Genomic DNA, 25,527 nt, shown 5'->3' with positions numbered 1-25,527 from the left:
ATCGGCGCGAGCCGCGCCTCAGATCGCCGCCGAATGGCGCGGTGTCGCCGCATCGACGGCGTAGCGGTCGAAGACGCGCGCGATGTTGCGGACCAGCGGCCGACCGCGCGACGTGATGCGAATGCGGTCGCCGGCCAGTTCGATCAGGCCGTCTTCCGCCAGCGCCTGCAGCGCCGGTTTGCAATCGGCGAAGTAAGGCCAGAAATCGATGCCGTGCTCGCGACCGATGCGGGCGCAATCGACCTGCGTGCCGCACATGACCGTCTCGATCACCGCCCGCCGCAGCAGATCGTCGGCATCCAGGTGCAGGCCGCGCTGCACCGGCAGCGAACCGGCGTCGATGCGCGCGGCGTAGGACTGCAGGGTCTTGGCGTTCTGCACGTAGCAGTCGCCGATGCGGCTGATCGCGCTCATGCCGATGCCGATCAGGTCGCTGCCGGCATGCGTCGAATAGCCCTGGAAGTTGCGTTGCAGGGTGCCGGCCGCCTGCGCGCGCGCCAGATCGTCGCCGGCCAGCGCGAAGTGATCCATGCCGATACGCTCATAGCCGGCCGCAACGAATGCCTCGACCGCGATCTGCAGCAACTGCAGACGCGTGGCCGCATCCGGCAGCTCGCCGGCGACGATCTGGCGCTGCGCCGCGAACTGCGCCGGCATGTGCGCATAGGCATAGACCGCGACGCGATCGGGGCGCAGCTCGGCGATCCGCCGCACGGTGGTGGCGAAGCTCGTGACGGTCTGGCGCGGCAGCCCGTAAATGAGATCGACCGCCACCGAACGAAACCCGGCGCGCCGCGCACCGTCGACCGCGGCCACCGTCAGCGTCGGCGCCTGCTCGCGGTTGATCGCTTCCTGTACACGAGGATCAAGGTCCTGGACGCCGAAGCTGACGCGATTGAAGCCGATCCCGGCAAGCACCCGCAGCCGCTCGGCATCGACGGTGCGCGGATCGATCTCGATCGAGTACTCGCGATCGGCGTCGTCGATCAGGCCGAAATGCTGGTCGAGGGCGGTCATCAGTTCGGCGAGCTGCCGGTCGTCGAGCGCGGTCGGCGTACCGCCGCCGAAATGCAGCTGCCGGACGCCACGCTGCGCGCCCCGCCACAGCGCCGCCCACGAGGCGATCTCGGCCAGCAGACGCTGGACATAGCGCTCGCCGATTTCGGGCCGACGCGAGATCACGCGCGTGCAGGCGCAGTAGAAGCAGGGACTGCGGCAGAACGGCACATGCAGATACAGGGACGGCGGCGCGTCGGCGCGGCGGCGCGCCAGCGCCTCACGCAGTTGTTCCGGGCCGAAACTTTCGGTGAACTGCAGCGCCGTGGGATACGAGGTATAGCGCGGCACCGAACCGCCGTAGCGGCGGATCAGATCGGCGTCGGAATCGATGACAGTCGGCATGCGGGTTCTCCGGCAGTGACCACATTGTCGGACCCGATGCGCGCCAGTCCCTTGACCTGAATCATGGCGACGCCGGCGACGGCGCGACGTCCGGCGATGCAATGACCGCCATCAATGCCGTTGGCATCGCGCAGCGCCAAGGTGCCGGCCGCGGCATGTGCCGCCAGGAGCATCTTCATGAACAAGATCAACAAGGGAATTTCTTGGGCGTTCGCTGCCGCCGTCGGTCTGGGCCACGCGGGGCTGGCACCGGCGTATGACAGCGGTGACTGGATCGTCCGCGGTGGTTCGCACTACATCGATCCGAAGCACCACAATCACGATGTCGTCAAGGTCGACGGCGCCTTCGGCGTCACCGGCAGCGTCGAATACTTCGCGACCCCCAGCCTCGCCGTCGACCTGCTGCTCGCGGTGCCTTACCGGCACGACATCGAACTCGTGAACGGCGGCGACAAGGTCGCCAGCACGCGCCATCTGCCGCCGACCTTGTCGCTGGTCTGGTATCCCGCGGTCAGCGAAAGCTGGCATCCCTTCGTCGGTGCCGGCGTCAACTACACGATGTTCTTCGACGAGAAGACGCACGGCGCACTGGACGGCAGCAAGCTGTCGCTGAAGGACTCGGTCGGTGTGGCGGCGGTCGGCGGCCTGGCGCTGGATCTGAACAAGGCCTGGAGCGTGGTCGCCGATCTGCGCTACTTCAAGATCGACACCAAGGCACGGCTGGACGGCACGTCGATCGGGACCGTCAAGATCGATCCGATGGGCTACGGCCTGAGCATCGGTTACCGCTTCTGAACGCAAGGGCGGAACGCCGCCGCCATCATGCCGCGCCGGCCGTCGTCAACGGTCGAGAGGCGGCGCGATGACGGCGGCGGGAGCACAGCGGCCCGACCCGCCGTCGGTGCGGTGTCTACTCGTCCGCCGACTTGAACGCGATGGCGTTGAAAATCGGAATCAGCTCACGGCTGCGTGCATAGCCGTGGCCGGTCTGGAACTGGACCGTTGACAGACCATTGATGTGGGCGATCAGGTGCGCCGCGATCGTGCCCGCATCGCTGCGCAGCACTTCGCCGTCGGCGAGCGTGGAGCTGCGGATCATCTCGGTGAAGCGCGTGACCACGTCGCGCGCGAGCGCCTGCAGCCGCACCTCGAGGTCCGGCCGGCTGAGTGCGATCGTCTGCACCACGAAGAACAGGCTCTCTCCCGCGCCATCCGGCTCGGTATTCCGGCCGTCCGCGATCATTTCGGCCAGGCGCTTGAGGTTGCGGCGCAGCGGACCCTTGAGGTTCATTTCCGCGAGCAGCTGGTCGGCCAGTCGTCGCAGCGACACCTGCCAGAGTTCGAAGAACAGCGTCTGCTTGTCGCCGAACAGCGAATAGATCGGCATTCGCGAATAGCCAGCCTGTGCAGCCACGTCGTCGATCGTGACGGCCTCGTAACCCTTCTGGCAGAACATGGTCCACGCCGCGGCCAGCAACTCCTCGGAACGCTGTGCATTCTGTTCTGCGCGTGACAGCCTCACCTTCTTTGCGGGGCTCGCCTTGGCCATCGCTCACTGCGCCTTTTTCCGACTTGCACGAGTCGTGAATGTACCATATATTTCTAAACAGAATGTATTACTAAACGCCATGAATAGTGAATGGCAGGCGGAGGAGCATGATGAAGGCAGGCAGGAGCGCGCAATTGATCGGCGCGGCGATGGTCGCGGCAACGTTTTGTCCGATCGCCCGGGCACAGCAGGATCCGGCCTCGGCGGACGAAACATCGAGCGCGGCATCGGACGCAGCCGACAGCTCGTCCGCCACCAACGCAGATACCGACCCCGCCGCTGCGAGCCCGTTGCCGGTCATCCCGGTCGGCAACACGGCGCCGCCGCCGGTCGCGGTGCCGCCGCCGGAATCGCAGCCGATCGCCGAAATCGTCGTCACCGCCTCGTATCGCGAGCAAAGCAACCAGGACGTGGTCGGCAGCACGCAGGTGTTCAGCGGCGCGGACCTCGACAAGAAAGGTGCCGCCGGCCTCAAGGATTACTTGCTGGACGTGCCGAACGTGTCGCTGCAGTCGTCGGGCAACGGTTCGCAGAAGATTTCGATGCGCGGCATCTCCAACGTCAACTCGTCGGACCTCGGCTACGGCGACGGCTCGCCGACCACGGGCGTCTATCTCAACGACGTCGGCATCCAGGGCTCGGGCGTGTTTCCCGACCTCGACATCTTCGATCTGCAGCGCATCGAGGTCCTGAAGGGGCCGCAGGGCACCCTGTACGGCGAGGGTTCGATGGGCGGCTCGCTGAAGATGGTGACCAACGCGCCGGACATGAGCCAGTGGATCGTGCGCACGCAGGCCTCGCTTTCCAACACCAGCGACGGCGCGCCCAGCAATGACGAACGCATCGCCGTCAACGTGCCGATCGTCCAGGATCGCCTCGCGGCGCGCGTGGTCGGCAATCTGCGGCACAACGGCGGCTTCGTCGACTACACCACGCTCGACCGCAAGGACGCCGATGCCGACAACCATCAGTCCGCGCGGGCCATCGTCGACTGGCAAGCCTGGGACAGCATGCTGCTCGAATACACCTTCCTGTACGACAACGACGACCGCAAGCAGTTTCCGGTGGTCGACGCCGGGGCCGAGAACGAGCTGACCAACAGCGGCCCCGAGGATCAGTACGCAAAGACCAGGTTCACGATCAACGCCCTGACCGCACGCTGGAGCCTGCCGTTCGCGCAACTCACGTCGGTCAGCGCGGTATACAACACCGATCGCGACTCGCAGCGCCGCGTGCCGGTACTGCAGGGTCTGGTGCAGACCCAGGTGAATCCGCTCGGCATCACGGCGCCGCCGATCTTCAGCAATTCGCCGACGCATGTCGTGACCGGCCTGCAGTCGTTCTCGCAGGAACTGCGCCTGGTCTCCAACGGCGACGAGCGCCTCGACTGGATCGCCGGATTGTTCTATCGCAACCGCAGCCAGAGCTTTGACGAGCAGAAATACGAGAACGCCATACCGGACGATCCGACCGGCATACTCGAAGCCCTGCTCGGCCCCTTCAATCCGGTCCAGGGCCAGCAGGAAAACGGACACGGCGACGAGAAGTTCAAGCAGATCGCGGCCTACGGCGAACTCAACTACGAGATCCTGCCGTCGCTGGAACTGACCGGCGGCCTGCGTCTGTTCAGCGAAGATGTTTCGTTCTTCATCGATACGCAGTTCTATGGCATCGAGGCCTATCTGCTCGCGACCGACCCGAGCAATGTCGATCCGCAAACCGGCGCGGTGACGAAGTACTTCTCGCAGTCGGTGAAGACCAGCGGCGCGCTGCCGAAGCTATCGCTGTCCTGGCACATCACCGACGATCACATGCTGTACGCGACCCTCAGCCGCGGCTTTCGCTCCGGTACGCCGAACGTGTACTCGGCGCTCGACAGCGGTCCGCCGGTCGTCAAGCCGGACTACGTCTGGAACGAGGAAATCGGCGCCAAGCTCAGCTGGTTCCACGGCCACCTGATCACGAATCTCTCGGCCTATCGCATCGACTGGCAGAATCTGCAGGCGACGGTCGTCGGCACCGCCAGGCTCGGCGCCGTCTCGACCCAGTTCGCGCATCTGGACAATGCCGGTGACGCGGTCGTGCTCGGCACCGAAGCATCGATCACCTGGGCGCCGTTCACCGGCATGCTGCTGTCGCTCAACGGTGGCTACAGTGACGGCAACATCACCAAGCCCGCCGCCAACAGCGAGACGCCCAAAGGCTCACGCGTGCCGAGCACGCCGCGCTATACCTGGAGCGCGACCGGCAGCTACGACTGGCCGGTGTTCTCGTCGTTGCTGGCGACCCTGTCCGCAGGCTATTCGTACATCGGCGATCAGCTGATGACGCTGCAATCCGGCGGCACCGACGGCTTTCCGATCGCCAGCTACGATTCCATCAAGGCGAGCGCCGCGATCGGTGGCGAAAACTGGCAGGTGCAGCTGTACGGCAACAATCTCGCCAACAAGCATTCGATCATCAACATCTCGGCGCCGACGCCGCAGTACACCATCATCACTCCGAGGACCTATGGCATTCGGCTCAGCTATGACTTCTAGAACGCCACTGTCCGGCGTGCTTGGACTGCGCGAGGTCGGCAGCGGCCGCCTCGACGACATCGAGCGCTTCACGCTCGGCCCGGCAAGCGGCGGGCTCACGCGCGAGGCGCGCATCGCCCTGCCCTTTTCGTACAAGACCAGAAAAGCGGCCAGGACGCGCTATCCGCTGCTGCTGGTGCTCGACGCCGGCGACTGCTTCGGTTCGGCCGTCGAAATGAGCCGCCTGATGGCGGAAACCCAGGAAATCCGGGAATGCATCGTCGCCGGCATCGACGGCTCGCCGGAGGATTTCGCAGCGCCGGATGGCGCGGCCGCCAAGCTGATGGCGTCTCTGCTCGCCGAATGCACGCAGCGCTACCGCATCGACACGACGCAGACCCTGCTGTCCGGCGCAGGCCTGGCCGGCGCGCACGCCCTGCGCAGCGTGCTCGCAGGCAAGGACGGCTGGCATCACGCGATCGCCGCCAACCCCGCCGCGCTCGAACCCATCGCGCAGGTCGGTGCTTCCTCGACCCCGCAGCGCCGACGCCTCGTGCTGGTGTCCGGCCCCGGCGCTGCCGAAGCGGCGCCATTGCAGGCGATCGAAGCTGCGCTGCAACCGCTGGCGAACGACTCGCTGCAGATCCTGCGGCGCGCGCTCGACGACGAACCGCACGCGGACATCAAGGTCGCGGCGCTGAGCCACGGCCTGCAGACGCTGCTGGAGAGCGGCATCGCCTACGGTCGCAAGGTCGAATCGCTGCGCAAGCCCTACATGCCGCCCCTGCTGCGACTGGTCTCGCCGGTCGCCAGGCGTCTGCTGCCCAGGCCCGGCAAGTCGCCGGCCAACAACCGGTTTCTGGTGCACGCCGCCGCGGTCGGGCGGGACTACGAGGTCTTCACCTGCCTGCCCGCCTCCGCTGGCCAGGACCCGGCGCGCCGCTATCCGACGCTGCTCGTGCTCGACGCCAACATCGAGTTCGCCACTGTCGCCGAAACGGCGGCGCGCATGGCGAAGGCCGGCATCATCGAGGAGCTCATCGTCGTCGGCCTCGGCGCGCCGCGCGCCGAGGGACCGGTCAGCTTCGGCTATCGCCGCTTCGAGGAATTCTCGCCGCCGGCCGACGGCTACGCGTTCGACGATGATCTCGGCCGCATCTTCCGCTCGCTGTTCGCGATGCGTGGCGAGGATGCGCGCCGGCGTCTTGGCCAGGCACCGAAGCTGCTGGACTTCATCGGCAACGAGCTGCTCCCGCAGCTTGCCGATGCCCTGCCGATCGACAAGTCGCGTCTCGGCCTGCTCGGCCATTCGGCTGGTGGCACCTTTGTCGGCTACGTGCTGTCGCAGCGTCCGGACCTGTTCCATCACTACGCCGGCATCAGTCCGGGTGTCGGCATCTGCGGCAACTGGCTGATGCGCCGGTCGTTCGCCGACAAGGCGATCGTCGAATCCGGTGCGAACGTGTTTCTGGCCGTTGGCGAAGCGGAAATGCGCAACCTGTTCAACGGCATCGCCGGCATTCCGCTGACCGGCGCCTTCGCCGAACAAGTCCGCAGGCAGTCCGGCCTCGCGGTGCGCTATCGCTGCTTCGACGGCGAGACCCATAGCAGCATTTTCCCCCGCGCCGTCACTCAGGCACTTTCCTCATTCTTTGTCATCCACAAGCCGGTATCGTGAGTGCCGCCAACTGGACGGAGAAAGAACAGATGAGCAAGAAGGCGAAAGCCCCCCAGCGCCTGCAGCTGCATGTCCCGGAGCCCAAGCACCGGCCGGGTGACGCCGGCAATTTCGACGGCCTGCAGATCGCCACGCCCGGCGCGATGCCGCGTCCGGCGACGGACGCGCCGGAAGCCTCGCTGCGCGAGTTTCCCTACGGCCTGATCCGCGTGCTCGACGACAGCGGCAAGGCGGTCGGCGAATGGACGCCCGCGCTGAAAGTCGACGTGCTGCTCAAGGGCCTGCGCGCGATGGCACTGACGCGCGCGTTCGACGAGCGCATGCAACGCGCCCAGCGTCAGGGCAAGACCAGCTTCTACGTGAAATCGACCGGCGAAGAAGCCGTGTCGGTCGCGCAGGCGATGGCGCTGGACCCGGACGACATGCTGTTTCCGAGCTATCGCCAGCAGGGCCTGCTGATCGCCCGCGACTGGTCGATCCTCGACATGATGTGCCAGCTGTTCAGCAATTCCGCGGACCGCCTCAAGGGCCGGCAGCTGCCGGTGATGTACTCGGTGCGTGACAAGAACTTCTTCTCGATCTCCGGCAATCTCGGTACGCAGTATCCGCAGGCGGTCGGCTGGGCGATGGCCTCGGCGATCCAGGGGGACACGCGCATCGCCGCAAGCTGGATCGGCGACGGCACGACCGCCGAGGCCGACTTCCATCACGCGCTGACCTTTGCCGCCGTCTACCGCGCGCCGGTCATCCTCAATGTCGTCAACAACCAGTGGGCGATCTCCAGTTTCCAGGGCATCGCCGGCGGCGAATGCGCGACTTTCGCGGCCCGTGCGATCGGCTACGGCATTCCCGGTCTGCGCGTCGACGGCAATGACTTTCTCGCCGTTTACGCGGCCACGCAGTGGGCGGCCGAACGTGCCCGCCACAATCACGGCCCGACGCTGATCGAGTTATACACGTATCGCGCCGCCGCACATTCGACCAGCGACGATCCGTCCGCCTACCGGCCCGGCGACGAGGCCGAGCACTGGCCGCTCGGCGATCCGATCGCACGCCTCAAGCAGCACCTGATCGCGCTCGGCAAATGGAGCGACGAACAGCACAAGGCGCTGGTCGCGGAGGTCGACGCGGAAGTGAAGAAAGCCCTGCGCGAGGCCGAGGCGATCGGCACGCTCGGCAGCACCAAGGCCGATCCGGCAACGATGTTCGACGACGTGTTCAAGGAGCTGCCGGTGCATCTGCAGCGCCAGCGCGACGAGCTGCTCGGCGCGATGGGAGCCTGACATGCCGACCATGAACATGATCCAGGCGCTGAACTCGGCGATGGATGTGATGATGCAGCGCGACGACAAGGTCGTGATCTTCGGCGAGGACGTCGGCTACTTCGGCGGCGTGTTCCGCGCCACCGCGAACCTGCAGAAGAAATACGGCAAGACGCGGGTGTTCGACACGCCGATCGCCGAGGGCGGCATTCTCGGCACGGCGATCGGCATGGGCGCCTACGGCCTGCGCCCGGTCGTCGAGGTGCAGTTCGCCGACTACATCTATCCGGCTTTCGACCAGCTCGTGTCCGAAGCCGCCCGCCTGCGTCATCGCTCGGCCGGCGAGTTCTGGGCACCGCTGACCGTGCGCTCGCCCTGCGGCGGCGGCATCTTCGGTGGCCAGACGCACAGCCAGAGTCCGGAAGGCATCTTCACGCACGTCTGCGGCCTGAAGACCGTGATGCCGAGCAATCCCCACGACGCCAAGGGCTTGCTGATCGCCGCGATCGAAGACGACGATCCGGTGATCTTCTTCGAGCCCAAGCGGCTCTACAACGGTCCGTTCGACGGGCATCACGACCGGCCGCTGAAATCCTGGGCCGGCCATCCTTCGGCCGAGGTGCCGGACGGTCATTACCGCATCGAGCTCGGCAAGGCGTCGATCGTGCGGCCCGGCCAGGACGTCACGGTGCTGTGCTACGGCACCATGGTCCATGTCTGTCTCGCCGCTGCCGAGGAGTCCGGCGTCGACGCCGAAGTGATCGATCTGCGCACCTTGCTGCCGGTCGACATCGACGCCATCGAGGCCTCGGTGAGACGCACCGGCCGCTGCGTCATCGTCCACGAGGCAACACGCACCGGCGGCTACGGTGCCGAGCTGTCGGCGATCGTGCAGGAGCACTGCTTCTGGCATCTGCAAGCGCCGATCACGCGCGTCACCGGCTGGGACACGCCCTACCCGCACGCGCTGGAATGGGAGTATTTCCCCGGCCCGGCCCGCGTCGTCGCCGCGCTGAAGAGCGCCATGGAGGCCGCATGAGCACCCGGAGCAACCAGTACATCTTCAAGCTGCCGGACATCGGCGAAGGCATCGCCGAATCCGAAATCGCGCAGTGGCATGTCGCGGTCGGTGACACGGTCGAGGAAGACCAGCAGCTGGTCGACATGCTGACCGACAAGGCAGCCGTCGAACTGTCGTCGCCGGTTGCCGGTCGCGTGCTGACCATACACGGCGCCGCCGGCGACAAGATCGCCGTCGGTGGCGCGCTGGTGACGCTGGAAACCGACACATCGGCCGGCGAAATCGCCGCTGCCGAAGCGGCACCCGCGGCACCGGCAGCAGCCGAAACCGGGGCGGCCACCGGCGCCCCGACCCAGACCACGAGCGCAGCCGTCGCGAGCAAAGGCGACAGCCCCGCCAGTTCCTCGCCGCGTGATTCGGTCGCCGCCTCGCCGGCGACGCGCAAGCGTGCGCGCGAGCTCGGCGTCGATATCGCAATGGTCACACCGACCGGCGCGTCCGGTCGGGTCAGCCGCGATGATGTCGAACGCCACGCCAGCGGCGGCGCCGTGGCAACGCGACCGGCGCCCGCTGCGCGCAGCCACGGCGACGACGACGCCATCGAGCAGATCAAGGTCATCGGCCTGCGCCGCAAGATCGCCGAGGCGATGCAGCGCTCCAAGCAGCGGATTCCGCACTTCGCGTACGTCGAGGAAGTCGACGTCACCGAACTCGAAGCGCTGCGCCAGCACCTGAATGCGACGCACAAGGAGCGCGGCAAGCTGACCCTGCTGCCGTTGCTGATCCAGGCACTGGCCAGGGCGATCCCGGAATTCCCGCAGGTCAACGCGACCTACGACGACGAAGCCGGCATCGTCACGCGCCATCGTGCGCTGCACGTCGGCATCGCCGCGCAGACGCCGAACGGCCTGATCGTGCCGGTGCTGAAGCACGCGCAGCGGCTCGACATGTGGTCGCGCGCCACCGAGATCCGTCGTCTCGCCGAAGCCGCGCGCACCGGCAAGGCGACGCGCGACGAACTGTCCGGCTCGACGATCACGATCACCAGCCTCGGTGCGCTCGGCGGCATCGTCACGACGCCGGTGATCAACGCACCGGAAGTCGCGATCGTCGGCGTCAACAAGCTCGTCGAGCGGCCGGTCGTGAAGAACGGCCAGATCGTCGTGCGCTCGATGATGAACCTGTCGTCGTCGTTCGATCACCGCATCGTCGACGGCTTCGATGCCGCGTCCTTCATCCAGCGCGTCAAGGCCCTGCTCGAACACCCCGCCACGCTGTTCATCGAGTAACCATGCCGAACATCTTCGAAACCCTGCAGGCGGCGCTCGGCGCCGACATCGTCATCGATGCCAGCCGCGTGTCCGAACGCGCGAGCAGCTACTGGGATCCGTCGCCGATGCGCGCCGCGGCACTGGTGCGGCCACGCACGACGGCGGAACTGTCGGCGACGCTGAAGATCTGTCATGACGCGGGTCAGAAGATCGTCACGCAGGGCGGACTGACCGGCTGCGTGCAGGGTGCGACCAGCGATGCGGACACCGTGATCGTCTCGCTCGAGAAGATGAACGCGATCGAGGAGATCGACACGGTCGGCCGCACGGCGACGGTGCAGGCCGGCGTCGCGCTGCAGGTCCTGCAGGAGGCGGCGCGCGAACACGGCCTGATCTTCCCGGTCGATCTCGGCGCGCGCGGCTCGTGCACGGTCGGCGGCAATGTCGCTACCAATGCCGGCGGCATCAATGTGATCCGCTACGGGATGATGCGTTCGCGCGTGCTCGGGCTCGAAGCGGTACTGGCCGACGGCACGGTGATCTCGTCGATGAATCACATGCTGAAGAACAACGCCGGCTACGACCTCAAGCAGCTGTTCATCGGCAGCGAAGGCACGCTCGGCGTCGTCACCCGCGTCGTCGTGCGGCTCGAGGAAGCCACCAGCAGTCGCAACAGCGCGCTCGTCGCGCTCGCCGGTTTCGACGAGGTCACGCAGCTGCTGAAGCTGCTGCAGCGCTCGCTGGGTGGCCAGCTCAGCGCGTTCGAGGTCATGTGGGGCGACTACTTCCGCGATGTCACCGAACCCGGCTATCACCGCGCGCCGATGGATCGTCATTATCCGTACTACGTGATGCTGGAAGCCGAAGGCGCGAACGCCGACGCCGACAACGCACTGTTCATGACGGTGATGGAACAGGCCCTGTCCGACGGACTGGTCGCCGACGCGGTCATCCCGCAGTCCGACACCGAGCTGCGGGCACTCTGGGAAATCCGCGAGGATTTCATGGCGCTGTATCGCCGCAAGCCGATCTTCCTCTACGACGTCAGCCTGCCGATTCGCGAAATGCCGGCGTACGTCAGCGAAGTCCAGGCGCGCCTCAGGCGTCGGTGGCCGGACAGCCGCTGCGATGTGATCGGCCACATCGGCGACGGCAACCTGCACTTCTTCGTCAATCCGGGCTGCGAGGGTGAACATCAGCATGCGCAGTCGGACGAGGACGTCTATGCGCCGCTCAAGCCGATCGGCGGCTCGATCTCGGCCGAGCATGGCATCGGCACCGAGAAACGCCTTCATCTGTCGATCTCGCGCTCCGACGACGAAATCGCATTGATGCAATTGCTGAAGAAGACCATGGACCCGAAGAACATCCTCAATCCCGGCAAGGTACTCTGAGTTGCCGTGAGCACCGGCCCGAAAGACGACGCGGACCAAGCCGAACGCAACGCGCTCGGCGCCTACACGGATTTCGGCCGGGCGATGAGCTACGGCGACTACCTGCAGCTCGACACCCTGCTCACCGCGCAAAAGCCGCGCAGCGACAAGAACGACGAGTTGCTGTTCATCGTCATCCACCAGTCCACCGAGCTGTGGATGAAGCTGGTCCTGCACGAACTCGAACTGGCGATGGCCGGTGTGCGCGAGGATCGCCTGCAGCCGGCCTTGAAGAACCTCGCGCGCGTCGGTCGCATCCAGGCGCAGATGATCCAGTCCTGGGATGTGCTGTCGACGATGACGCCGGCCGAGTATTCCGGCTTCCGCGATGCGCTCGGTCGCTCGTCCGGTTTCCAGTCGTTCCAGAACCGCCGCATCGAGTTCATGCTCGGCAACAAGCAGGCGGAGATGATCGAGCCGTTCCGCCACGACGCGGTGCGCAGCACCGCGCTCGACGCCGCGCTCGCGGCACCGAGCCTGTACGACGAGGCGATCGCCCTGCTCGCCCGCCGCAGCCTGGCAATCGATGCCGAGGTGCTGACGCGCGATTTCCGCCAGCCGTATCAGGCCAGCGCCAGCGTTCGAGCCGCCTGGCTGCAGGTCTATCGCGACCCGGAACACTGGTGGGATCTCTATCAGCTCGGCGAAAAGCTGGTCGATGTCGACGACTGGTTCCAGCAGTGGCGCTTCCGCCACATGACGACCGTCAAGCGCATCATCGGCTTCAAGCGCGGAACCGGCGGTACCGCCGGTGTCGGCTACCTGAAGAAAGTCACCGACATCACCCTGTTCCCCGAACTCTGGGATCTGCGCACCGAACTCTAGCGGCGCGCAGGAATGCCGGGCCGGATGTCCACGACGCGGGAAGTGGGCTAGCATCGCGCCCGCTATGTCCGACGACATCGTGCTCAAGACCATCGAGGGATGGCAGTGGTTCGCCTACGTGCCGCCCGAGGCGCGGCAGTGGCTGGCCGAACGCGCCAGCGTGCGCGAGATCGCCAGGGGCAGGATGATCTTCTCGCCCGGTGACCCGGTCGAAGCCGTGTTCGGCGTGATCAGTGGCTCGTTCCGCATCTACCTCATCAATCATCGCGGCGACGAGATCACCATGGAGGAAGTCGTCGCCGGCGGCTGGTTCAGTCACCACTCGCCGCGTCCGCCGTCCACCTATCTGCTGCACTGCGTCTGCCAGCAGGCGGCGCGCGTGGTGGCGGTGCCCTACGCGGTGCTGCTCGAGTTCGCCGAACGCTGGCCGCAGTACTACAAGGGTCTTTACGACGAATTCACCGCGCGCGCAGTTGCCGTGTTTGCGCGGCTGGAGCTGCTCAGCCTGCACAACACCCAGGTGCGCTTCGCCGTCTATCTGCTGCGCATGGCACGCCTGCGCGGTCGCCCCGCTGCCGACGGCGGCGTGCGCATCGACCACGACGAAAGCCAGTCCGAGATCGGTTCGCGCATCGGCGCCACCCGTCAGCGTGTCAACGGCGTGATCGCGGCGTGGACGCGGCGCGGCATCATCGAAGTAACCAAGGACGGCATCCATCTGCGCGACGTGGCTGCACTGCGCGGCGAAGCCTGCAAGACCGGCTTCGATCTCGACGGCTATCTCGCCGCATGGCACTACGGCTGGCAGGGCAACGCGCGCTGAGCACGGCGCGACGCGCTCGGCGCCGATCTGCGTCAGCCGGCTGACGCTGGCCGCTGCCGACGCAGCGCATCTCCCGCCTCGCGAGCGCGACACTCCACCGCTGCGCCGCCAGATGCCGGCGTCCGCGTTGCGCACTCAGGCCGGCAGCTGTCGCCAGCGGCGCAGCACGAAATCGAGCGCGACCGCCGTCTGCAACAGGATCGGGATCAGCCAGAACGGCTGATGCGCGACCAGCACCGGCCAGAACATCGTTGCGAGCAGACGCAGGCCGAACGCGTACAGCACGCCGGGCAGGAGCGCATAGAGCACCGCCAGATACAGGCCGGCGGCCGCGTCGGCACGACGCTGATCGCGCGTGAAATTGAGGCCGAGCACGATCGCGCCATCGCGGATCAGGAACGCGAGCAGCGCCGCTGCCGTGCAGGCGCCGGCAATGCCATCGAGCCAGGGCTCGGTCACGAGTCCCGCCAGCGCGAACGCCGCGGACATGAGCACGGCAATCACCGCCGATGCCAGCCATTTGGGCGCCAGCTCCCAGGCGCGGCGACGCTGACCGGACTGCCACAAGGCGACGAGCCGGCGCAGACGCACCCAGTCCTTGCGCTCGCTGAACAGCATCACGTAGGCCGCGATCATCGCGATCAGCGCGCACAGCGCGAGGTGCGCGGTGAACGGCGCCATCTTCAGGAACACCGACAGGTCGGCAAGCGGACGGCCGTAGAACCAGCCGCCACTGAAGACGAACAGGAACAGCAGGAAGCCGGCCCAGACGCTGGGCGGATCGCGGAACGCCAGCTCCTCACGCATCGCGCGATACAGACCGGTGACGCTCCAGACCATCGCCAGCAGCGCGCACAGCAACACGAAATCGGCCATCGCGATCGTGTGTCCGTACCACAGGACGGTGCCGACAGCGTGACGCCCGAACATCAGGCTCATCAGCTGCGGTGCGACGATGAACACCAGCAGCAGGGTCGAGCCGCGCGCACGCGGCGTGGCGACGGCAGCCCGCGGCTGCTTGCGCCATGCCACCAGCGTCGACAGCAGCATCAGCGCATGCAAGGCAAACGCCGCACTCAGGGCGGTGAGCAGCGGGCGGATCGTCGCCCAGCTCGGTGTCGCTGTCATCGCGTAGAGCGCGAGGCAGAACAGTCCGCCGTACCAGGCGAACACCGGCCCGCCGAGCAGCTTGCCGAGCGTCATCTGCCAGGCGCCCATGCCGGACAGGCGCTGCTGATCCCAGGTGCCCTGCACCAGCTCCTGATTCAGCGAATCGCCGGCGAGCTTCGCGCCCCACAGCACGGTGATCAGCACGAACAGCAGCAGGCCGATCATGCGCAGGCCGCCGACGCGCTCGTCGAGCTGCGCGCCGATCAACGCGATCAGGCCGATGATCGCCGGCATCGCGATCAGGCGCTGCGCGGTCAGTTCCAGCCAGGCGTGACGCAGGAATTCCGGATTGCGATACAGGTTCATGCGCGGCCTCCACGATTGACGTCGACTGCCAGCAGGTACTGATCCTGCAGGCTGGCATGTTCGATCTGCAGTTCGCAGACCGGCAGCCCGGCGTTGACCAGGGTTGCCAGCAGACCCGCCAGCGCAGCATCGTCGCCGGCGTAGTCGAAGTTCGCGACACTGCCGTCGATCTGCAGCTCGGACAGCGGCAGGCCGCCGAGCACATCGGCCAGTGCCTCGCTGTGTTGTGCCAGCCGCAGACGCACCTGGCGCACGGCGGCAGCATCGGCCTGTTCGATCAGCCGGTGTTCGACGATGCGCGCCTGCTGCAGCACCAGCATGCCGGTGCAGTACTCCTCCAGCTCGGCGAGGATGTGCGAGGACACGACCAGCGTCATGCCCTCGCCGCGCAGCTTGCGCATCAGGCCGGACAAGGCCGCACGCGATTCCGGATCGAGGCCGGATGCCGGTTCGTCGAGCAGCAGCACGCTGGGCCGGTGAATGATCGACTGCGCGATCGCCAGACGTTGCCGCTGACCGCGCGACAGCGAACCGGCCTTGTCGGCGAGCTTGTCGCCGATCTCCAGCTGCGCGGCGACTTCGTCGACCCGTGCGTCCAGGGTCGCGTCGGCCAACCCGCGCGCGCGGCCGGCGTACAGCAGGCAGCGCCGCACGCTCAATTCCGCATAGAGCCCGAAGTCGTCCGGCAGATAGCCGATGTGGCGATGCGCGTCGCGCGGATGTTTCAGGACATCGATGCCGGCGATCTCGACGGTGCCGGAATACGGCTCGTCGAGGCCGGCCAGGCAACGCAGCAGCGTGGTCTTGCCGGCGCCGTTCGGGCCGACCAGCGCGGTGATCGAGGCTGCCGCCAGCGTGAAACTGACGGCGTCCAGCGCACGCTTGCCCGGATATTCGTAGACCAGCTCGCTGGCACGGATCATGATTCCCCCTGTGGTGGCCGAAGTATGGCGCATCGCCAGCCGCCACTGGCGGCCGCTCTTGAATTCGGCGCGGCCGCTCCCAGACACTGGCGATGCGCCGAAATCCCCTGTTGATCGCCATCGCCGTCAGCCTGCTGCTGCACGGATACATTGCATGGCGCCTGTTGCCGGCGCTGGCCTTGCCGCCGCACGGCTTTGCCCTCGCCCTCCTGCTGCTGTTGGCGTCCGCCGTGCTGACACCGGCGCCGCTGCTGATCCGCCTTCGCCATCTTTCCGAACGCGCCTCCGACACCCTGGCCTGGACCGGCTATCTGGCGATGGGCGTGTTCTCCGGCCTGCTGGTGCTGACGTTCGCGCGCGATGTCGTGCTGATGCTGGCAATGATCCTGCAGTGGCTGCGCCCCGGCAGCATCGACATCGATGCCCTGCATCGCGACTCCGCAGTCGCGGTGATCGTGCTGACGGCGTTCGTCAGTCTCGTCGGCTTCTGGAACGCACGCCGGCTCGCGAAAGTCGTCGACGTGGACCTGCCGATCGCCGGCCTGCCGCCGGCGCTGTCCGGCTTCACCATCGTCCAGCTCAGCGACATTCATGTCGGGCCGACGATCAAGCACGGCTATCTCGATGCCATCGTCCGCCGCGTCAACAGTCTCGATGCCGATCTGGTCGCACTGACCGGCGACATCGTCGACGGCCATATCGACCGCCTGCGCCGGCATGTCGCGCCGCTGTCCGAACTGCGATCGCGGCACGGCAGCTACTACGTCACCGGCAATCACGAGTATTACCACGGCGTCGATGCCTGGCTGCACGAGGGGCGCCGCCTCGGCCTGCGCGTACTGCTCAACGAAAACGAGGTGCTCGAACACGACGGCGAGCGTCTGCTGGTCGGTGGCGTCACCGACTACAACGGACATCAGTTCGGCGACGCGCATCGCAGCGATCCGCTCGCCGCCGCCAGCAGCAGCGACACGGTCGCCCTCAAGCTGCTGCTGGCCCACCAGCCGCGTTCCGCGAAGGCCGCCGCCGACGCCGGCTTCGACGTCCAGCTTTCCGGCCACACCCACGGCGGCCAGTTCTGGCCCTGGAATCTGTTCGTGCCGATGCAGCAACCCTTCGTCGCCGGCCTGCATCGCCTGAAGAATCTCTGGGTCTACACCAGTCGCGGCACCGGCTACTGGGGGCCACCGCTGCGCTTCGGCGCGCCGTCCGAAATCACGCGCCTGCGGCTGGTGCCGGCCAACGACTGAACCGGGGTGCCGATCACGGCTCGCGCTGTTCCTGCAAATTGCATGCGTTGCGCAGCCCCGTGTCGCGGCTCGCACCACGACACGGTCTCATCTCCGCAATCCCCGTCGCACCGCAGGCGACGCACCGTTTCAATACTCGTGTTGAATGCCATCCGGCAGAACCAGCCAGCGGTGCCGGTGCTCCTCGTAGATGGAAACCGTCGGCGCCGGAAAATCCGGATCGGCGAAACCGCCGACCGGCACGCTGATCGTGCCCGGCACGCCCAGCAGCCGGTAAAACAGCGTCGAACCGCAAATCGGGCAGAAGCCGTAGCGCACGGCGTCGCCGCTTTCCGCGATACGCAGATACTCGGTGCTCTGCCCTTCGACCTGCACATCCGCCTCGGCGAACCGGGCCTGGATGCCGAACGCACTGCCGGTGCGCTGCTGACAGGCGAGACAGTGGCAGATGGAGATGCGCGTCGGCTCCGCATGCGTGCTGAGTCGCAGCCGTCCGCAGTTGCAGGCTGCATGTCGGATTTTCATTGGCAAGTTCTCAGACGGGCGGCGTTTCCGTGGCGTGCACATACGCGCTGGCGCGCTCCGGTTCGATCGGCCGGATCTCGAACGAAAGACCGCAGGCCAGGCAAGGATTGCCCGCTGCAAGTCGCGCAGCATCGTCAAGGCTGTCCGCGTAAATGAACCAGTAACCGCCGACCACTTCCTTGGCCTCGCTGAACGGTCCGTCGACGATCGCACCGCGCGACACGAGCCGCCGCTCCGGCGCCAGCCGCTGCCCGGCTTTCATCTTGCCGACCGCGACCATCTCATCGTGCCAGACATAGAAATCGTCGATCGCCTGCTGGATGCGCTCCGGCGAGGCGTCGCGATCCCACTGGCCGCGGGAGATGACGAGATATTCCTGATTCCGGATGGAAGTGCTCATGAGGTCCTCGAACTTGCCGCGCAAGAATACGCCCCGGCGTCACCGCCCGGCGACCGCAGCCAGCACGCAACTCGGGGCGCCGCCTGCGCCTCGTGGAACCACGCCAGCGCCGGACGTCGGCGCGCCTCCTGCCGCTAACCGGACAGCTCGCACAGGAAGCGCCGAACCTCCTCGCCCTTGAACCTGCCGTCGGGCAACGTGATCCGGCCAATTTCCCGGAAGCCGCACTTCTCCAGCACGCGGCCGGACGCGACGTTGCGTGCCAGACACGCACTGTGCAGATGTCGTGTGCCGAGCGACTCGCGCGCGAACGACATCGCGAGCGCGGCGGCCTGCGTCGCCACGCCCCTGCCCTGAAAAGCGAACGCCACCCAATAATCGAGTTCCGCACTCCAGCTCTCGGCAGCAATGCCGTTGATCGACATCACGCCACTGAACTGGCCATGCCGCTGAATGGCGAAAACGCGGGCAAGTCCGTCAGCCTGCCGTGCGCGAACGCCGTCGTACCAGCGCGCCGCGCCGTCCGCCGGATAAGGGTATGGAACCATGCTCGCCGCACCGATCGACGGGTGCGACGCGTGCAACTGCACGAACGCGAGATGCTGTTCACCGATCGGCTCGATCGTCACCATTTCCACCCTTCCCTCGTTTGTCGTTTGAATGGCTCGCAGGACGAATCATGCGACCGACGCATGCCGGAGACGCCTGGCGCCCGGCGATTCCAGCCGAGCGACCTCCGCTTCGATGCTGTCGGTTTCGATGTCCGGATGCACGCGGCTCGGATGCATCACGGCTTGCACGTCGATGTGCAGATGATTGCCGGGATCGACGAGTTCGACACATTTCCCGGCCTCGTCCGGCGGCAGCTGCCGAACATCCATCCCGGGCGCGCCACCCCAGAAGTTTGCCGCAGCCTGCTGTCATCCGTCTGGCAGTCGATGATGAAGCCGGCCAATTTGCTCTTGTGCACTTCGGGTGCTCTCCAAGTACGAATCGCGCCGTCACCGGGCACGGACCTCAATCCTTCACTTCCGTTGTGAACCTCGCGCCAGCCTCATCGAGGCAGCAGGACAAAAAGGGCGGCGGCGACCCGCACGGGGATCAGAGCATTCGGTCCTGAGCTTGCGCGCCGCCCGTGAAGCGCATGCCAACCCGGATCACGCCGCCAGTCAGGACATTGGCACGCAGGCCGGCCTTGTGTACCCAGGCTCTGACCACTTCGTGCACCGCCATTCCGTCCGAGGCAAGCAGGCTGCCGAGCGTCTTGCAGGGTTCGCAAAGCTCGACACCATGAAACACGACCTCGCCGATCCGGAAATCCCTGCCGACCAGCGCGTCGAGCCGAACCGAACGCGTGACGATGTTGCGCCGCGTGTCGCCGGCACCGATTGCGCGCCCGTAGTTCGCGTTGAAGTTTTCGATCTCCTCCAGCTCGATGAACGTGACGTTTTGCCCCGGCCACTGTTCGCGGCTGAAATTGCGATCCCCGACAATGCCCTTGCCCGCCACAAGCTCGATCTCTGCGACCTCGACCTGAGGTTCTGTCTTTCCCCGCGCAATGAAAATCGACTCAATCATTTGCCGCTCGATCGCGCGGCTCGAGGGCCGGCGGCTCGGGTTCCGGGTAGACAGGGCGGCCAACTTCATCGCGAGCGAATCTCATGAGGAGAGCGAGTCCGAGCGTCCCGATCGCAGGTACGTTCATGGTGCAGGCATCTGTCCCAATGTCTGACATCCGCACGCACATCAGTTCGGAGTGCCGCAGTTCGAAGCCGTCCCGAAAGGACTGATCGCATCAGGCGGAGGATCGGAGCCTGTTTCGTCGTCTCCAAGTGCCGGCAATACAAGTGTTTCGACAAGCGACAGTGTGGTGCCGGACAAAGTTGCGGTAAGGCTTGCGCTGAGCCAGCGCGCCTCTTGCCGGCTGTAAGTCATTCCGGACTCGGCATATCCGGACGTGTCGGCGATGACGGTCGACGTCGGCAATGAAACACTGCTGACCGGATCGAGCTGCATATTGTTGTTGTAGTCCTCGCCCGGATCCAAATTTCCGTTTGAGTTCGTATCTTCGTTCATGCAGCCGAACGAATCGAAGTCTGCATCGCTGCTGGAAATGGCATATGTCGGCGCCCACTGCGATCCGTTGAACGTCATCCGCCCTTTCTGATACGCCTGCGGTCGAACGGCGAGCGTTACCGACGTCCCCGCCGGCGGCGGATTTCCGGCGCCATCGACAACTCCGACATAAAACGGAGCCAGATAGGAACCGGCCGTGGGAGTCTGCAGTTCGGCACCGAAGCCAAGGGTCATCCCCGGGTTTCTCACGACCCAGACGGTCACCGGAACAGAAGCGTTCTGCGTGCGCGATGTGGCAACGATGACCACTGGATATGCGCCGTCGGCAACCCCGGCATCGGCACCAAGGTGCAGGGTGCTGCTGGGCGATGAGGCATCCACCGACGCGGGCGCAAATGTAGCGTGCACTCCGCTCGGCAGGCCACTGATCGACAAGGCAGCCGATTCAGCATCTGCCGCGTCTGGCACATAGGTGACCGTTTCCGTACTCGCCGTGGTGCCGACAACAGGAACCACCATCAGATCGCTGTTGATATGGAAGCGACCGTCCGCAGCCGCTCCATTTTCAGAATCACATCCCGCGAGCAAAGCAGGCAACAAGACGAGACTGGGCATTGCGAGCCAGCAGCAGATCGCAAGCCTCGACCTCGTTGCCGGGCAACTTGTCTCGGACGCCGCCAGACTCAAGGTCGAGCGGTCGCCCTGGGACACACAGATTCCGAAGTTCACGAGCGTGTTCTCCTCGCAACTTGCGTCGACCGAACCAACCCCGAGCAATTTCGGAACTCTAACTTGGGCTCGCCAATCACCTCAAGCGCGCCGGCGGCGCGCCGCAATCCCTCCGCTCACCACACCAGGCGCGCGTCGGCCGCGGCGGCGGATCAAACCTGGGGCGACTCGGGATAGTGAGGAATGATCTGACTGAGGCAGACCCACGGCTGTGCGCTGGCCGTCCAGATATCCAGCATCGGCTGAAAGTCCGACGCGTCATCCAGCGTCGGAAAACGAACGGACATGACACCCGGGTTGACCTCGCCGCGCGTGAACAGCGGTGAACCGCAGCGGCCGCAGAAGCTGCGAATCGCCAGACTGCCGCTGTTGCCGTGCACCGAATACGTCTGTGGCGTACCCGTGACCTGCATGTCCGAATCCGCAACGATGAAGCCCGAGGCAAAAGGAGCACCGCTGGAGCGCTGGCAGTCCAGGCAATGGCAATTGAGCATTGCCAGCGGTGCGCGCAGGCACACATAGCGGATCGCGCCGCAGGCACAACCACCGGAGAATGGAGCGTTCATTGCAAAGCTTCCTCTGTTGTCCGCTGCGTATCCGGGTCGCTGGTGCATCTCCACGAGGACAGGCTCCCCTTCGGAGCGGACCATTCGATGGTTTCCGGCTTTGTGCTCTTCATCTCGTCGGCGCCGTCAAAGCCGCAAACACTAATTCAAGCGTTGAAGGAGACGTGGCATACATCAGTGACGCACTCACCTTGCCACTTCCGATGCCTTTGCTCTCATCATTGGCAAGATTGATGACCGCATCGGCTCGGTCATAGAAATGAGGGTCAGTAGGTTCAGACATCGTCATGATCTTCCGGGCCAATGCCTGCATTCAGCCGCGGACCTTACGGAGCGAAGCGACGGCAAATCCGCGACCGGACGGCATGGCTGGGCGCTTCACACGCCAGACTCGTGAACCAGGACGTTGAACCCCTCGGCTTCCTCGGGCGCCTGGAAGTAGGACGAGATGCGGACAAAATCCTCCTCCGTAAGGTGATGAGAGCCATCAGGCCGCTCGACATTACGCTTGGCAACGCGCTCAAGACAGACTTGATCAGGCGTTGCAAGGTAGTGCAGCACGTGGGAGGCATCGGCTTGCTCGAATATTGATCTGAAAAAGCTGCGACCTGTTCTTGTGTTTGCTTGAAAGTCCATTACGACGTTGCATCCGGCCCTTAACAACTGGGCGACGTGAGGGCCGATGACGCCCTTTAGCTTCTGGGAGTAATGGATGTAGTCATCAAAGGTTTTCATCTGATCGCCATACAATCGCAGCATCCATATATCTTCAGATAAGAGCACGGCGGAATGGTCTTTTGAGAGCTTCGCCGCGACGGTTGTTTTACCGGCGCCTGCCTTGCCGCAGAAGAAATGAAGGGTAGGCATCCTGACGAACCTTTACGGTGAAGCCCAACAGCCGATAGCCGGACGCTGGCGTCCGCATATGCATTCTGGCAAAGCGTCCGAAATTCGCACGAAGCCCCTGCTTGCCTCCGGAATCGATGCTACGGGGTCCGCATACCGCTCACAAGCAAGTCGGGACACGCGAATCGGCAGTTCGAATTCGGCCGCGTGGCGTCGGCTGGCGACGAAGGATCGGGCGGCGCTGTCGTGTCTACCCCGATTGCGAACAACGAGCGCGGACTGCGCTTTCAGCTGTCTGCGCGCGATCGAAGAAACAGGTGCCGCTATTGCGCCGTGCGCAAGCGCAAGGGCCCTTTGCCCAGCATCAATCCGTACGCGGCGATCCAGAGGTAGCAGACGGCCGGGACGAAGTACGCGGACACCAGGCCGGCGTGGTCGGCAACGTAGCCGAAGATCAGCGGCACGATCGCGCCGCCGACGATCGCCAGGCAGAGCACGCCCGAACCGCTGGCGGCCTGTTCGCCAAGGCCTTCGATCGCGAGCGAGAAGATGTTGGGGAACATCACGGAATTGAACAGACCGATGGCAAGCACCATGACGGCGGCCGTGGTGCCGGTGAACATCGTCGAGCCGCTGACCATCAGCGCGGCGATCATGGCGCAGCTGCCGAGCAGCGCTGCCGCCGGCATGTGCCGCAGCAGCCTTGCCCCGATGAAGCGGCCCAGCATCGCCAGCCCCCAGTACACGGAGACGAGCTTGCCGGCGTGATGCGCATCCAGGCTGGAGCCGGCCATCAGGAAATTGACCATCGCGCTGCCGATCGACACTTCGGCACCGACGTAGAGAAAGATCGACAGCGCGCCGAGCGACAGGCGCGGATGCCGGAGCACGCGCCGATACGCTTCCGTCGATGCCGGCGCGGCGGCCGGCGCCGGCGCGCGCTTGACGATCCAGCACAGCAGCGCGAGTGCGCCCAGCACCACGGCCACGAGCGTGAACGGCAGCTGGAAGACGTGCGCCTCGTGCCCGCGCAAGGCGCTGAGTGCGACGGCGCTCAGCGAGCCGGGATCGGCGAGCGCGACACCGCCGGCCAGGATCAGGGCCGAACCGAACAGCGGCGCGAGCATGGTGCCGACCGAATTGAAGCCCTGCGCCAGCGTCAGGCGCGCGTGCGCGCGCAGTGGGTTGCCGAGCATCGCGGCCAGCGGATTGGCGGCGACCTGCACGATGGTGATGCCGGTGGCGAGAATGAACAGCGCGCCGAGAAACGCCGGGTAGACGCCGAGCGCCGCAGCCGGCGTGAACAGCATGCAGCCGCCGGCCATGATCAGCAGACCGGTCATGATCGTACGCAGATAGCCCAGACGCCCGAGCAACCAGCCGGCCGGCAGCGAGATGACGAAATACGCCAGAAAGAAACAGAACTGCGTCAGCATCACTTCGACATAACTCAGTGCGAACACCGCCTTCAGCTTGGGAATCAGGGTGTCGACCAGCACCGTGCAGAAACCCCATGCAAAGAACATGAGAAAGACCAGCGACAGCACGCGCGGCTGCCCGCTCTGCGCAGCCGGCGCATCGGCCTGCACGGTGGCAAGGGTCGGATTCATTGCGCAAGCACCGGTCGGTAGTCGGCGCCGACGCCACCGTCGCGGATGATCTGCTGGTAGGCCGGCACGGCGGCGGTCGGAATGCGGGCCAGCGTCGGGTCGGTCAGCGCATTCACCGTGTAGAGGCCGAAGCGCGGCGTGTAACTGCCCCACTCGAAGTTGTCGGTCAGCGACCACACCATGTAGCCGATCACCTTGACGCCGTCCTCCCGCGCGTGTTGCGTCCAGTAGACACCGTCGCGCAGCACGTCTTCGCGCTTGATCCCGTCTTCGCGCGGCTTGCCGTTCTCGGTCGCCATGCCGGTCTCGGCGATCAGCAGTGGCTTGCCGGGATACTGCGCCTTGAGCATTTTCAGCGCGCGATACAGGCCGGGCGGGTCCGGCGGCCATTTCCAGTGCTTGCCGACCTTCAGCACCGCGACGACGTCCGAGGCGTAGTAGTCGATGGCGATGACATCGCACTTGTCTTCGACGGCGTCGAGAAACATCCAGTCGGTCAGCCAGCGCAAGGGAGCGTCACGCAGGTGGTCGCCCATCCAGACGATGTTCGACGTCACCCTCGCCTGCGCATCGAGCGCGTGGATCACGCCATAGGCCTGGCGATGGGCGCGGATCAGATTGCGCCGCATGTCGAGAATCCCGTGCAGACCGAGCTTGCGTGCGCCGGCTTCGCCGGCCATGAAGAAGGCTGCCTCGTTGAACGTGATCCACAGGTGGACGTCGGCGTGGTAGCGCTGCGCGATCAGACGCGTGTACGCCACGAAGTCGGCCGTCGTCTGCGGGTTGCTCCACGCTCCCTGCTCCAGCACCCACCCCGGATAGGTGAAGTGATCGAGCGTGATCAGCGGCGCGATGCCGGCCTGCTTGAGCGCCAGGATCAGGTCGTCGTAGTACGCCAGCTCGGTCTCGTCGTACTGCCCCTTCTTCGGCTCGATGCGCGCCCAGCTGATGCCGATGCGATAGGTGTTGATGCCCAGCGTCCGGGCCAGCTCGATGTCGTCGCGATAGCGATGCCGGAAGTCCACCGATCGGCCGTAGCGATCCTGGCCCGGCGTCCTGTCGTTGTAGCGATTCCAGTTGGAATCCACATCGCCGCCCTCGCTCTGGAACGCGGACGACGACACGCCCCAGATGAAGCCTGCCGGCATCGGACCCTGAACCGCGACGACCGGCACGCTCGCCGGACGCCAGTTCCAGCAGACGACCAGCAACAGGAAAATCAGCAGCAGCCCGGCGAACAGCTTCAGAACGATACGCATGCCACGTGATGCGCTGCTTTTCGGCACGCGCGCTCTCCCCGTTGATCGGTGCGCGCAGTATGCCCCGCGGCATCGGCACCCGGTG

General features: G+C 65.7%; 26 protein-coding genes. 11 read left to right on the top strand and 15 right to left on the bottom strand.

What is annotated here, in order from left to right; genetic code table 11:
• Window positions 1-18 precede the first annotated feature (18 nt).
• Together hemN and G7Y85_RS00260 are read right to left on the bottom strand one after the other, a co-directional pair.
• A complete protein-coding gene (gene hemN, locus G7Y85_RS00265; RefSeq protein ID WP_166250614.1) occupies window positions 19-1,401 on the bottom strand; it encodes an oxygen-independent coproporphyrinogen III oxidase in 1,383 nt (460 codons plus the stop codon).
• Window positions 1,368-1,580, bottom strand: coding sequence for a hypothetical protein (locus G7Y85_RS00260; RefSeq protein WP_166250613.1), 213 nt, complete (start codon window positions 1,578-1,580; stop codon window positions 1,368-1,370). Before G7Y85_RS00260 ends, hemN begins: the two co-directional genes overlap by 34 nt.
• On the opposite strand from G7Y85_RS00260, the gene G7Y85_RS00255 reads away from it, so the two are divergent.
• Window positions 1,579-2,196, top strand: coding sequence for an OmpW/AlkL family protein (locus G7Y85_RS00255; RefSeq protein WP_166250612.1), 618 nt, complete (start codon window positions 1,579-1,581; stop codon window positions 2,194-2,196). The two genes, G7Y85_RS00260 and G7Y85_RS00255, sit on opposite strands and share 2 nt — an antisense overlap.
• A gap of 115 nt (window positions 2,197-2,311) precedes the next feature.
• Here G7Y85_RS00255 and G7Y85_RS00250 read toward each other — a convergent pair whose 3' ends face one another.
• The gene (locus G7Y85_RS00250; protein ID WP_166250611.1) at window positions 2,312-2,950 is read right to left on the bottom strand and encodes a TetR/AcrR family transcriptional regulator; all 639 of its coding nucleotides are present in this window, start codon (window positions 2,948-2,950) and stop codon (window positions 2,312-2,314) included.
• A gap of 110 nt (window positions 2,951-3,060) precedes the next feature.
• On the opposite strand from G7Y85_RS00250, the gene G7Y85_RS00245 reads away from it, so the two are divergent.
• The 8 genes from G7Y85_RS00245 (at window position 3,061) to G7Y85_RS00210 (ending at window position 13,782) form a co-directional block, all read left to right on the top strand.
• Window positions 3,061-5,490: a TonB-dependent receptor gene (locus tag G7Y85_RS00245; RefSeq protein WP_166250610.1), complete on the top strand. Its 2,430-nt coding sequence runs from the start codon at window positions 3,061-3,063 to the stop codon at window positions 5,488-5,490.
• Entirely contained in the window at window positions 5,480-7,147 is a 1,668-nt protein-coding gene (locus G7Y85_RS00240) for an alpha/beta hydrolase-fold protein (protein ID WP_166250609.1), read from the top strand. The genes G7Y85_RS00245 and G7Y85_RS00240 overlap by 11 nt, the downstream gene beginning before the upstream one ends.
• Window positions 7,148-7,176: 29 nt before the next feature.
• A complete protein-coding gene (locus tag G7Y85_RS00235) occupies window positions 7,177-8,430 on the top strand; it encodes a thiamine pyrophosphate-dependent enzyme (protein WP_166250608.1) in 1,254 nt (417 codons plus the stop codon).
• A gap of 10 nt (window positions 8,431-8,440) precedes the next feature.
• On the top strand, window positions 8,441-9,448 hold the full coding sequence (locus G7Y85_RS00230; RefSeq protein ID WP_166251750.1) for an alpha-ketoacid dehydrogenase subunit beta: 1,008 nt from the start codon (window positions 8,441-8,443) through the stop codon (window positions 9,446-9,448).
• Window positions 9,445-10,719 (top strand): dihydrolipoamide acetyltransferase family protein, encoded by a 1,275-nt coding sequence (locus G7Y85_RS00225; RefSeq protein ID WP_166250607.1) that lies wholly within the window; start codon window positions 9,445-9,447, stop codon window positions 10,717-10,719. Before G7Y85_RS00230 ends, G7Y85_RS00225 begins: the two co-directional genes overlap by 4 nt.
• 2 nt (window positions 10,720-10,721) lie before the next feature.
• A complete protein-coding gene (locus tag G7Y85_RS00220; protein WP_166250606.1) occupies window positions 10,722-12,095 on the top strand; it encodes an FAD-binding oxidoreductase in 1,374 nt (457 codons plus the stop codon).
• A gap of 6 nt (window positions 12,096-12,101) precedes the next feature.
• Window positions 12,102-12,959 (top strand): tryptophan 2,3-dioxygenase, encoded by an 858-nt coding sequence (kynA, locus tag G7Y85_RS00215; protein WP_206675447.1) that lies wholly within the window; start codon window positions 12,102-12,104, stop codon window positions 12,957-12,959.
• 64 nt (window positions 12,960-13,023) lie between these two features.
• Window positions 13,024-13,782: a Crp/Fnr family transcriptional regulator gene (locus tag G7Y85_RS00210; protein ID WP_166250605.1), complete on the top strand. Its 759-nt coding sequence runs from the start codon at window positions 13,024-13,026 to the stop codon at window positions 13,780-13,782.
• A gap of 135 nt (window positions 13,783-13,917) precedes the next feature.
• On the opposite strand, the gene G7Y85_RS00205 is transcribed toward G7Y85_RS00210, so the two are convergent.
• A complete protein-coding gene (locus G7Y85_RS00205) occupies window positions 13,918-15,258 on the bottom strand; it encodes a hypothetical protein (RefSeq protein WP_166250604.1) in 1,341 nt (446 codons plus the stop codon).
• On the bottom strand, window positions 15,255-16,181 hold the full coding sequence (locus G7Y85_RS00200; protein WP_166250603.1) for an ABC transporter ATP-binding protein: 927 nt from the start codon (window positions 16,179-16,181) through the stop codon (window positions 15,255-15,257). Before G7Y85_RS00200 ends, G7Y85_RS00205 begins: the two co-directional genes overlap by 4 nt.
• A 92-nt stretch (window positions 16,182-16,273) precedes the next feature.
• On the opposite strand from G7Y85_RS00200, the gene G7Y85_RS00195 reads away from it, so the two are divergent.
• Window positions 16,274-17,431 (top strand): metallophosphoesterase, encoded by a 1,158-nt coding sequence (locus G7Y85_RS00195; RefSeq protein ID WP_166250602.1) that lies wholly within the window; start codon window positions 16,274-16,276, stop codon window positions 17,429-17,431.
• Window positions 17,432-17,560: 129 nt separating this feature from the next.
• Here G7Y85_RS00195 and G7Y85_RS00190 read toward each other — a convergent pair whose 3' ends face one another.
• The 3 genes from G7Y85_RS00190 to G7Y85_RS00180 all read right to left on the bottom strand — a co-directional run bounded on the left by G7Y85_RS00190 (window position 17,561) and on the right by G7Y85_RS00180 (window position 18,988).
• On the bottom strand, window positions 17,561-17,956 hold the full coding sequence (locus G7Y85_RS00190) for a GFA family protein (protein WP_166250601.1): 396 nt from the start codon (window positions 17,954-17,956) through the stop codon (window positions 17,561-17,563).
• Window positions 17,957-17,966: 10 nt separating this feature from the next.
• The gene (locus G7Y85_RS00185; protein WP_166250600.1) at window positions 17,967-18,356 is read right to left on the bottom strand and encodes a YciI family protein; all 390 of its coding nucleotides are present in this window, start codon (window positions 18,354-18,356) and stop codon (window positions 17,967-17,969) included.
• A 134-nt stretch (window positions 18,357-18,490) separates the two neighbouring features.
• Window positions 18,491-18,988 (bottom strand): GNAT family N-acetyltransferase, encoded by a 498-nt coding sequence (locus G7Y85_RS00180; protein ID WP_166250599.1) that lies wholly within the window; start codon window positions 18,986-18,988, stop codon window positions 18,491-18,493.
• On the opposite strand from G7Y85_RS00180, the gene G7Y85_RS20735 reads away from it, so the two are divergent.
• Window positions 18,956-19,396, top strand: a complete 441-nt coding sequence (locus G7Y85_RS20735) for a hypothetical protein (protein ID WP_241695906.1) — start codon at window positions 18,956-18,958, stop codon at window positions 19,394-19,396. The genes G7Y85_RS00180 and G7Y85_RS20735 overlap by 33 nt on opposite strands.
• Before the next feature lie 61 nt (window positions 19,397-19,457).
• On the opposite strand, the gene G7Y85_RS00170 is transcribed toward G7Y85_RS20735, so the two are convergent.
• The 7 genes from G7Y85_RS00170 to G7Y85_RS00140 form a co-directional block, all read right to left on the bottom strand.
• Entirely contained in the window at window positions 19,458-19,934 is a 477-nt protein-coding gene (locus G7Y85_RS00170; protein ID WP_166250597.1) for an MOSC domain-containing protein, read from the bottom strand.
• Window positions 19,935-20,102: 168 nt separating this feature from the next.
• Window positions 20,103-21,161: a hypothetical protein gene (locus G7Y85_RS00165; RefSeq protein WP_166250596.1), complete on the bottom strand. Its 1,059-nt coding sequence runs from the start codon at window positions 21,159-21,161 to the stop codon at window positions 20,103-20,105.
• A 152-nt stretch (window positions 21,162-21,313) separates the two neighbouring features.
• Entirely contained in the window at window positions 21,314-21,811 is a 498-nt protein-coding gene (locus tag G7Y85_RS00160) for a GFA family protein (protein WP_206675446.1), read from the bottom strand.
• A gap of 25 nt (window positions 21,812-21,836) precedes the next feature.
• On the bottom strand, window positions 21,837-22,010 hold the full coding sequence (locus tag G7Y85_RS00155) for a DUF3144 domain-containing protein (protein WP_166250595.1): 174 nt from the start codon (window positions 22,008-22,010) through the stop codon (window positions 21,837-21,839).
• A 95-nt stretch (window positions 22,011-22,105) separates the two neighbouring features.
• Window positions 22,106-22,594 carry a P-loop nucleotide/nucleoside kinase family protein gene (locus tag G7Y85_RS00150; RefSeq protein WP_166250594.1) on the bottom strand — a complete coding sequence of 163 codons (489 nt, stop codon included), beginning with the start codon at window positions 22,592-22,594 and terminating at the stop codon, window positions 22,106-22,108.
• Window positions 22,595-22,896: 302 nt separating this feature from the next.
• Window positions 22,897-24,183, bottom strand: coding sequence for a sugar MFS transporter (locus G7Y85_RS00145; RefSeq protein WP_166250593.1), 1,287 nt, complete (start codon window positions 24,181-24,183; stop codon window positions 22,897-22,899).
• Window positions 24,180-25,442, bottom strand: coding sequence for a glycoside hydrolase family 1 protein (locus G7Y85_RS00140; protein WP_166250592.1), 1,263 nt, complete (start codon window positions 25,440-25,442; stop codon window positions 24,180-24,182). The genes G7Y85_RS00145 and G7Y85_RS00140 overlap by 4 nt, the downstream gene beginning before the upstream one ends.
• Between the last annotated feature and the right edge of the window lie 85 nt (window positions 25,443-25,527).

The sequence above is a fragment of the Solimonas terrae genome (assembly GCF_011067135.1).
GTDB lineage: Bacteria > Pseudomonadota > Gammaproteobacteria > Nevskiales > Nevskiaceae > Solimonas > Solimonas terrae.
Note: the sequence above shows the minus strand (reverse complement) of the source record. Positions and strands in the feature narration are given on the sequence as shown.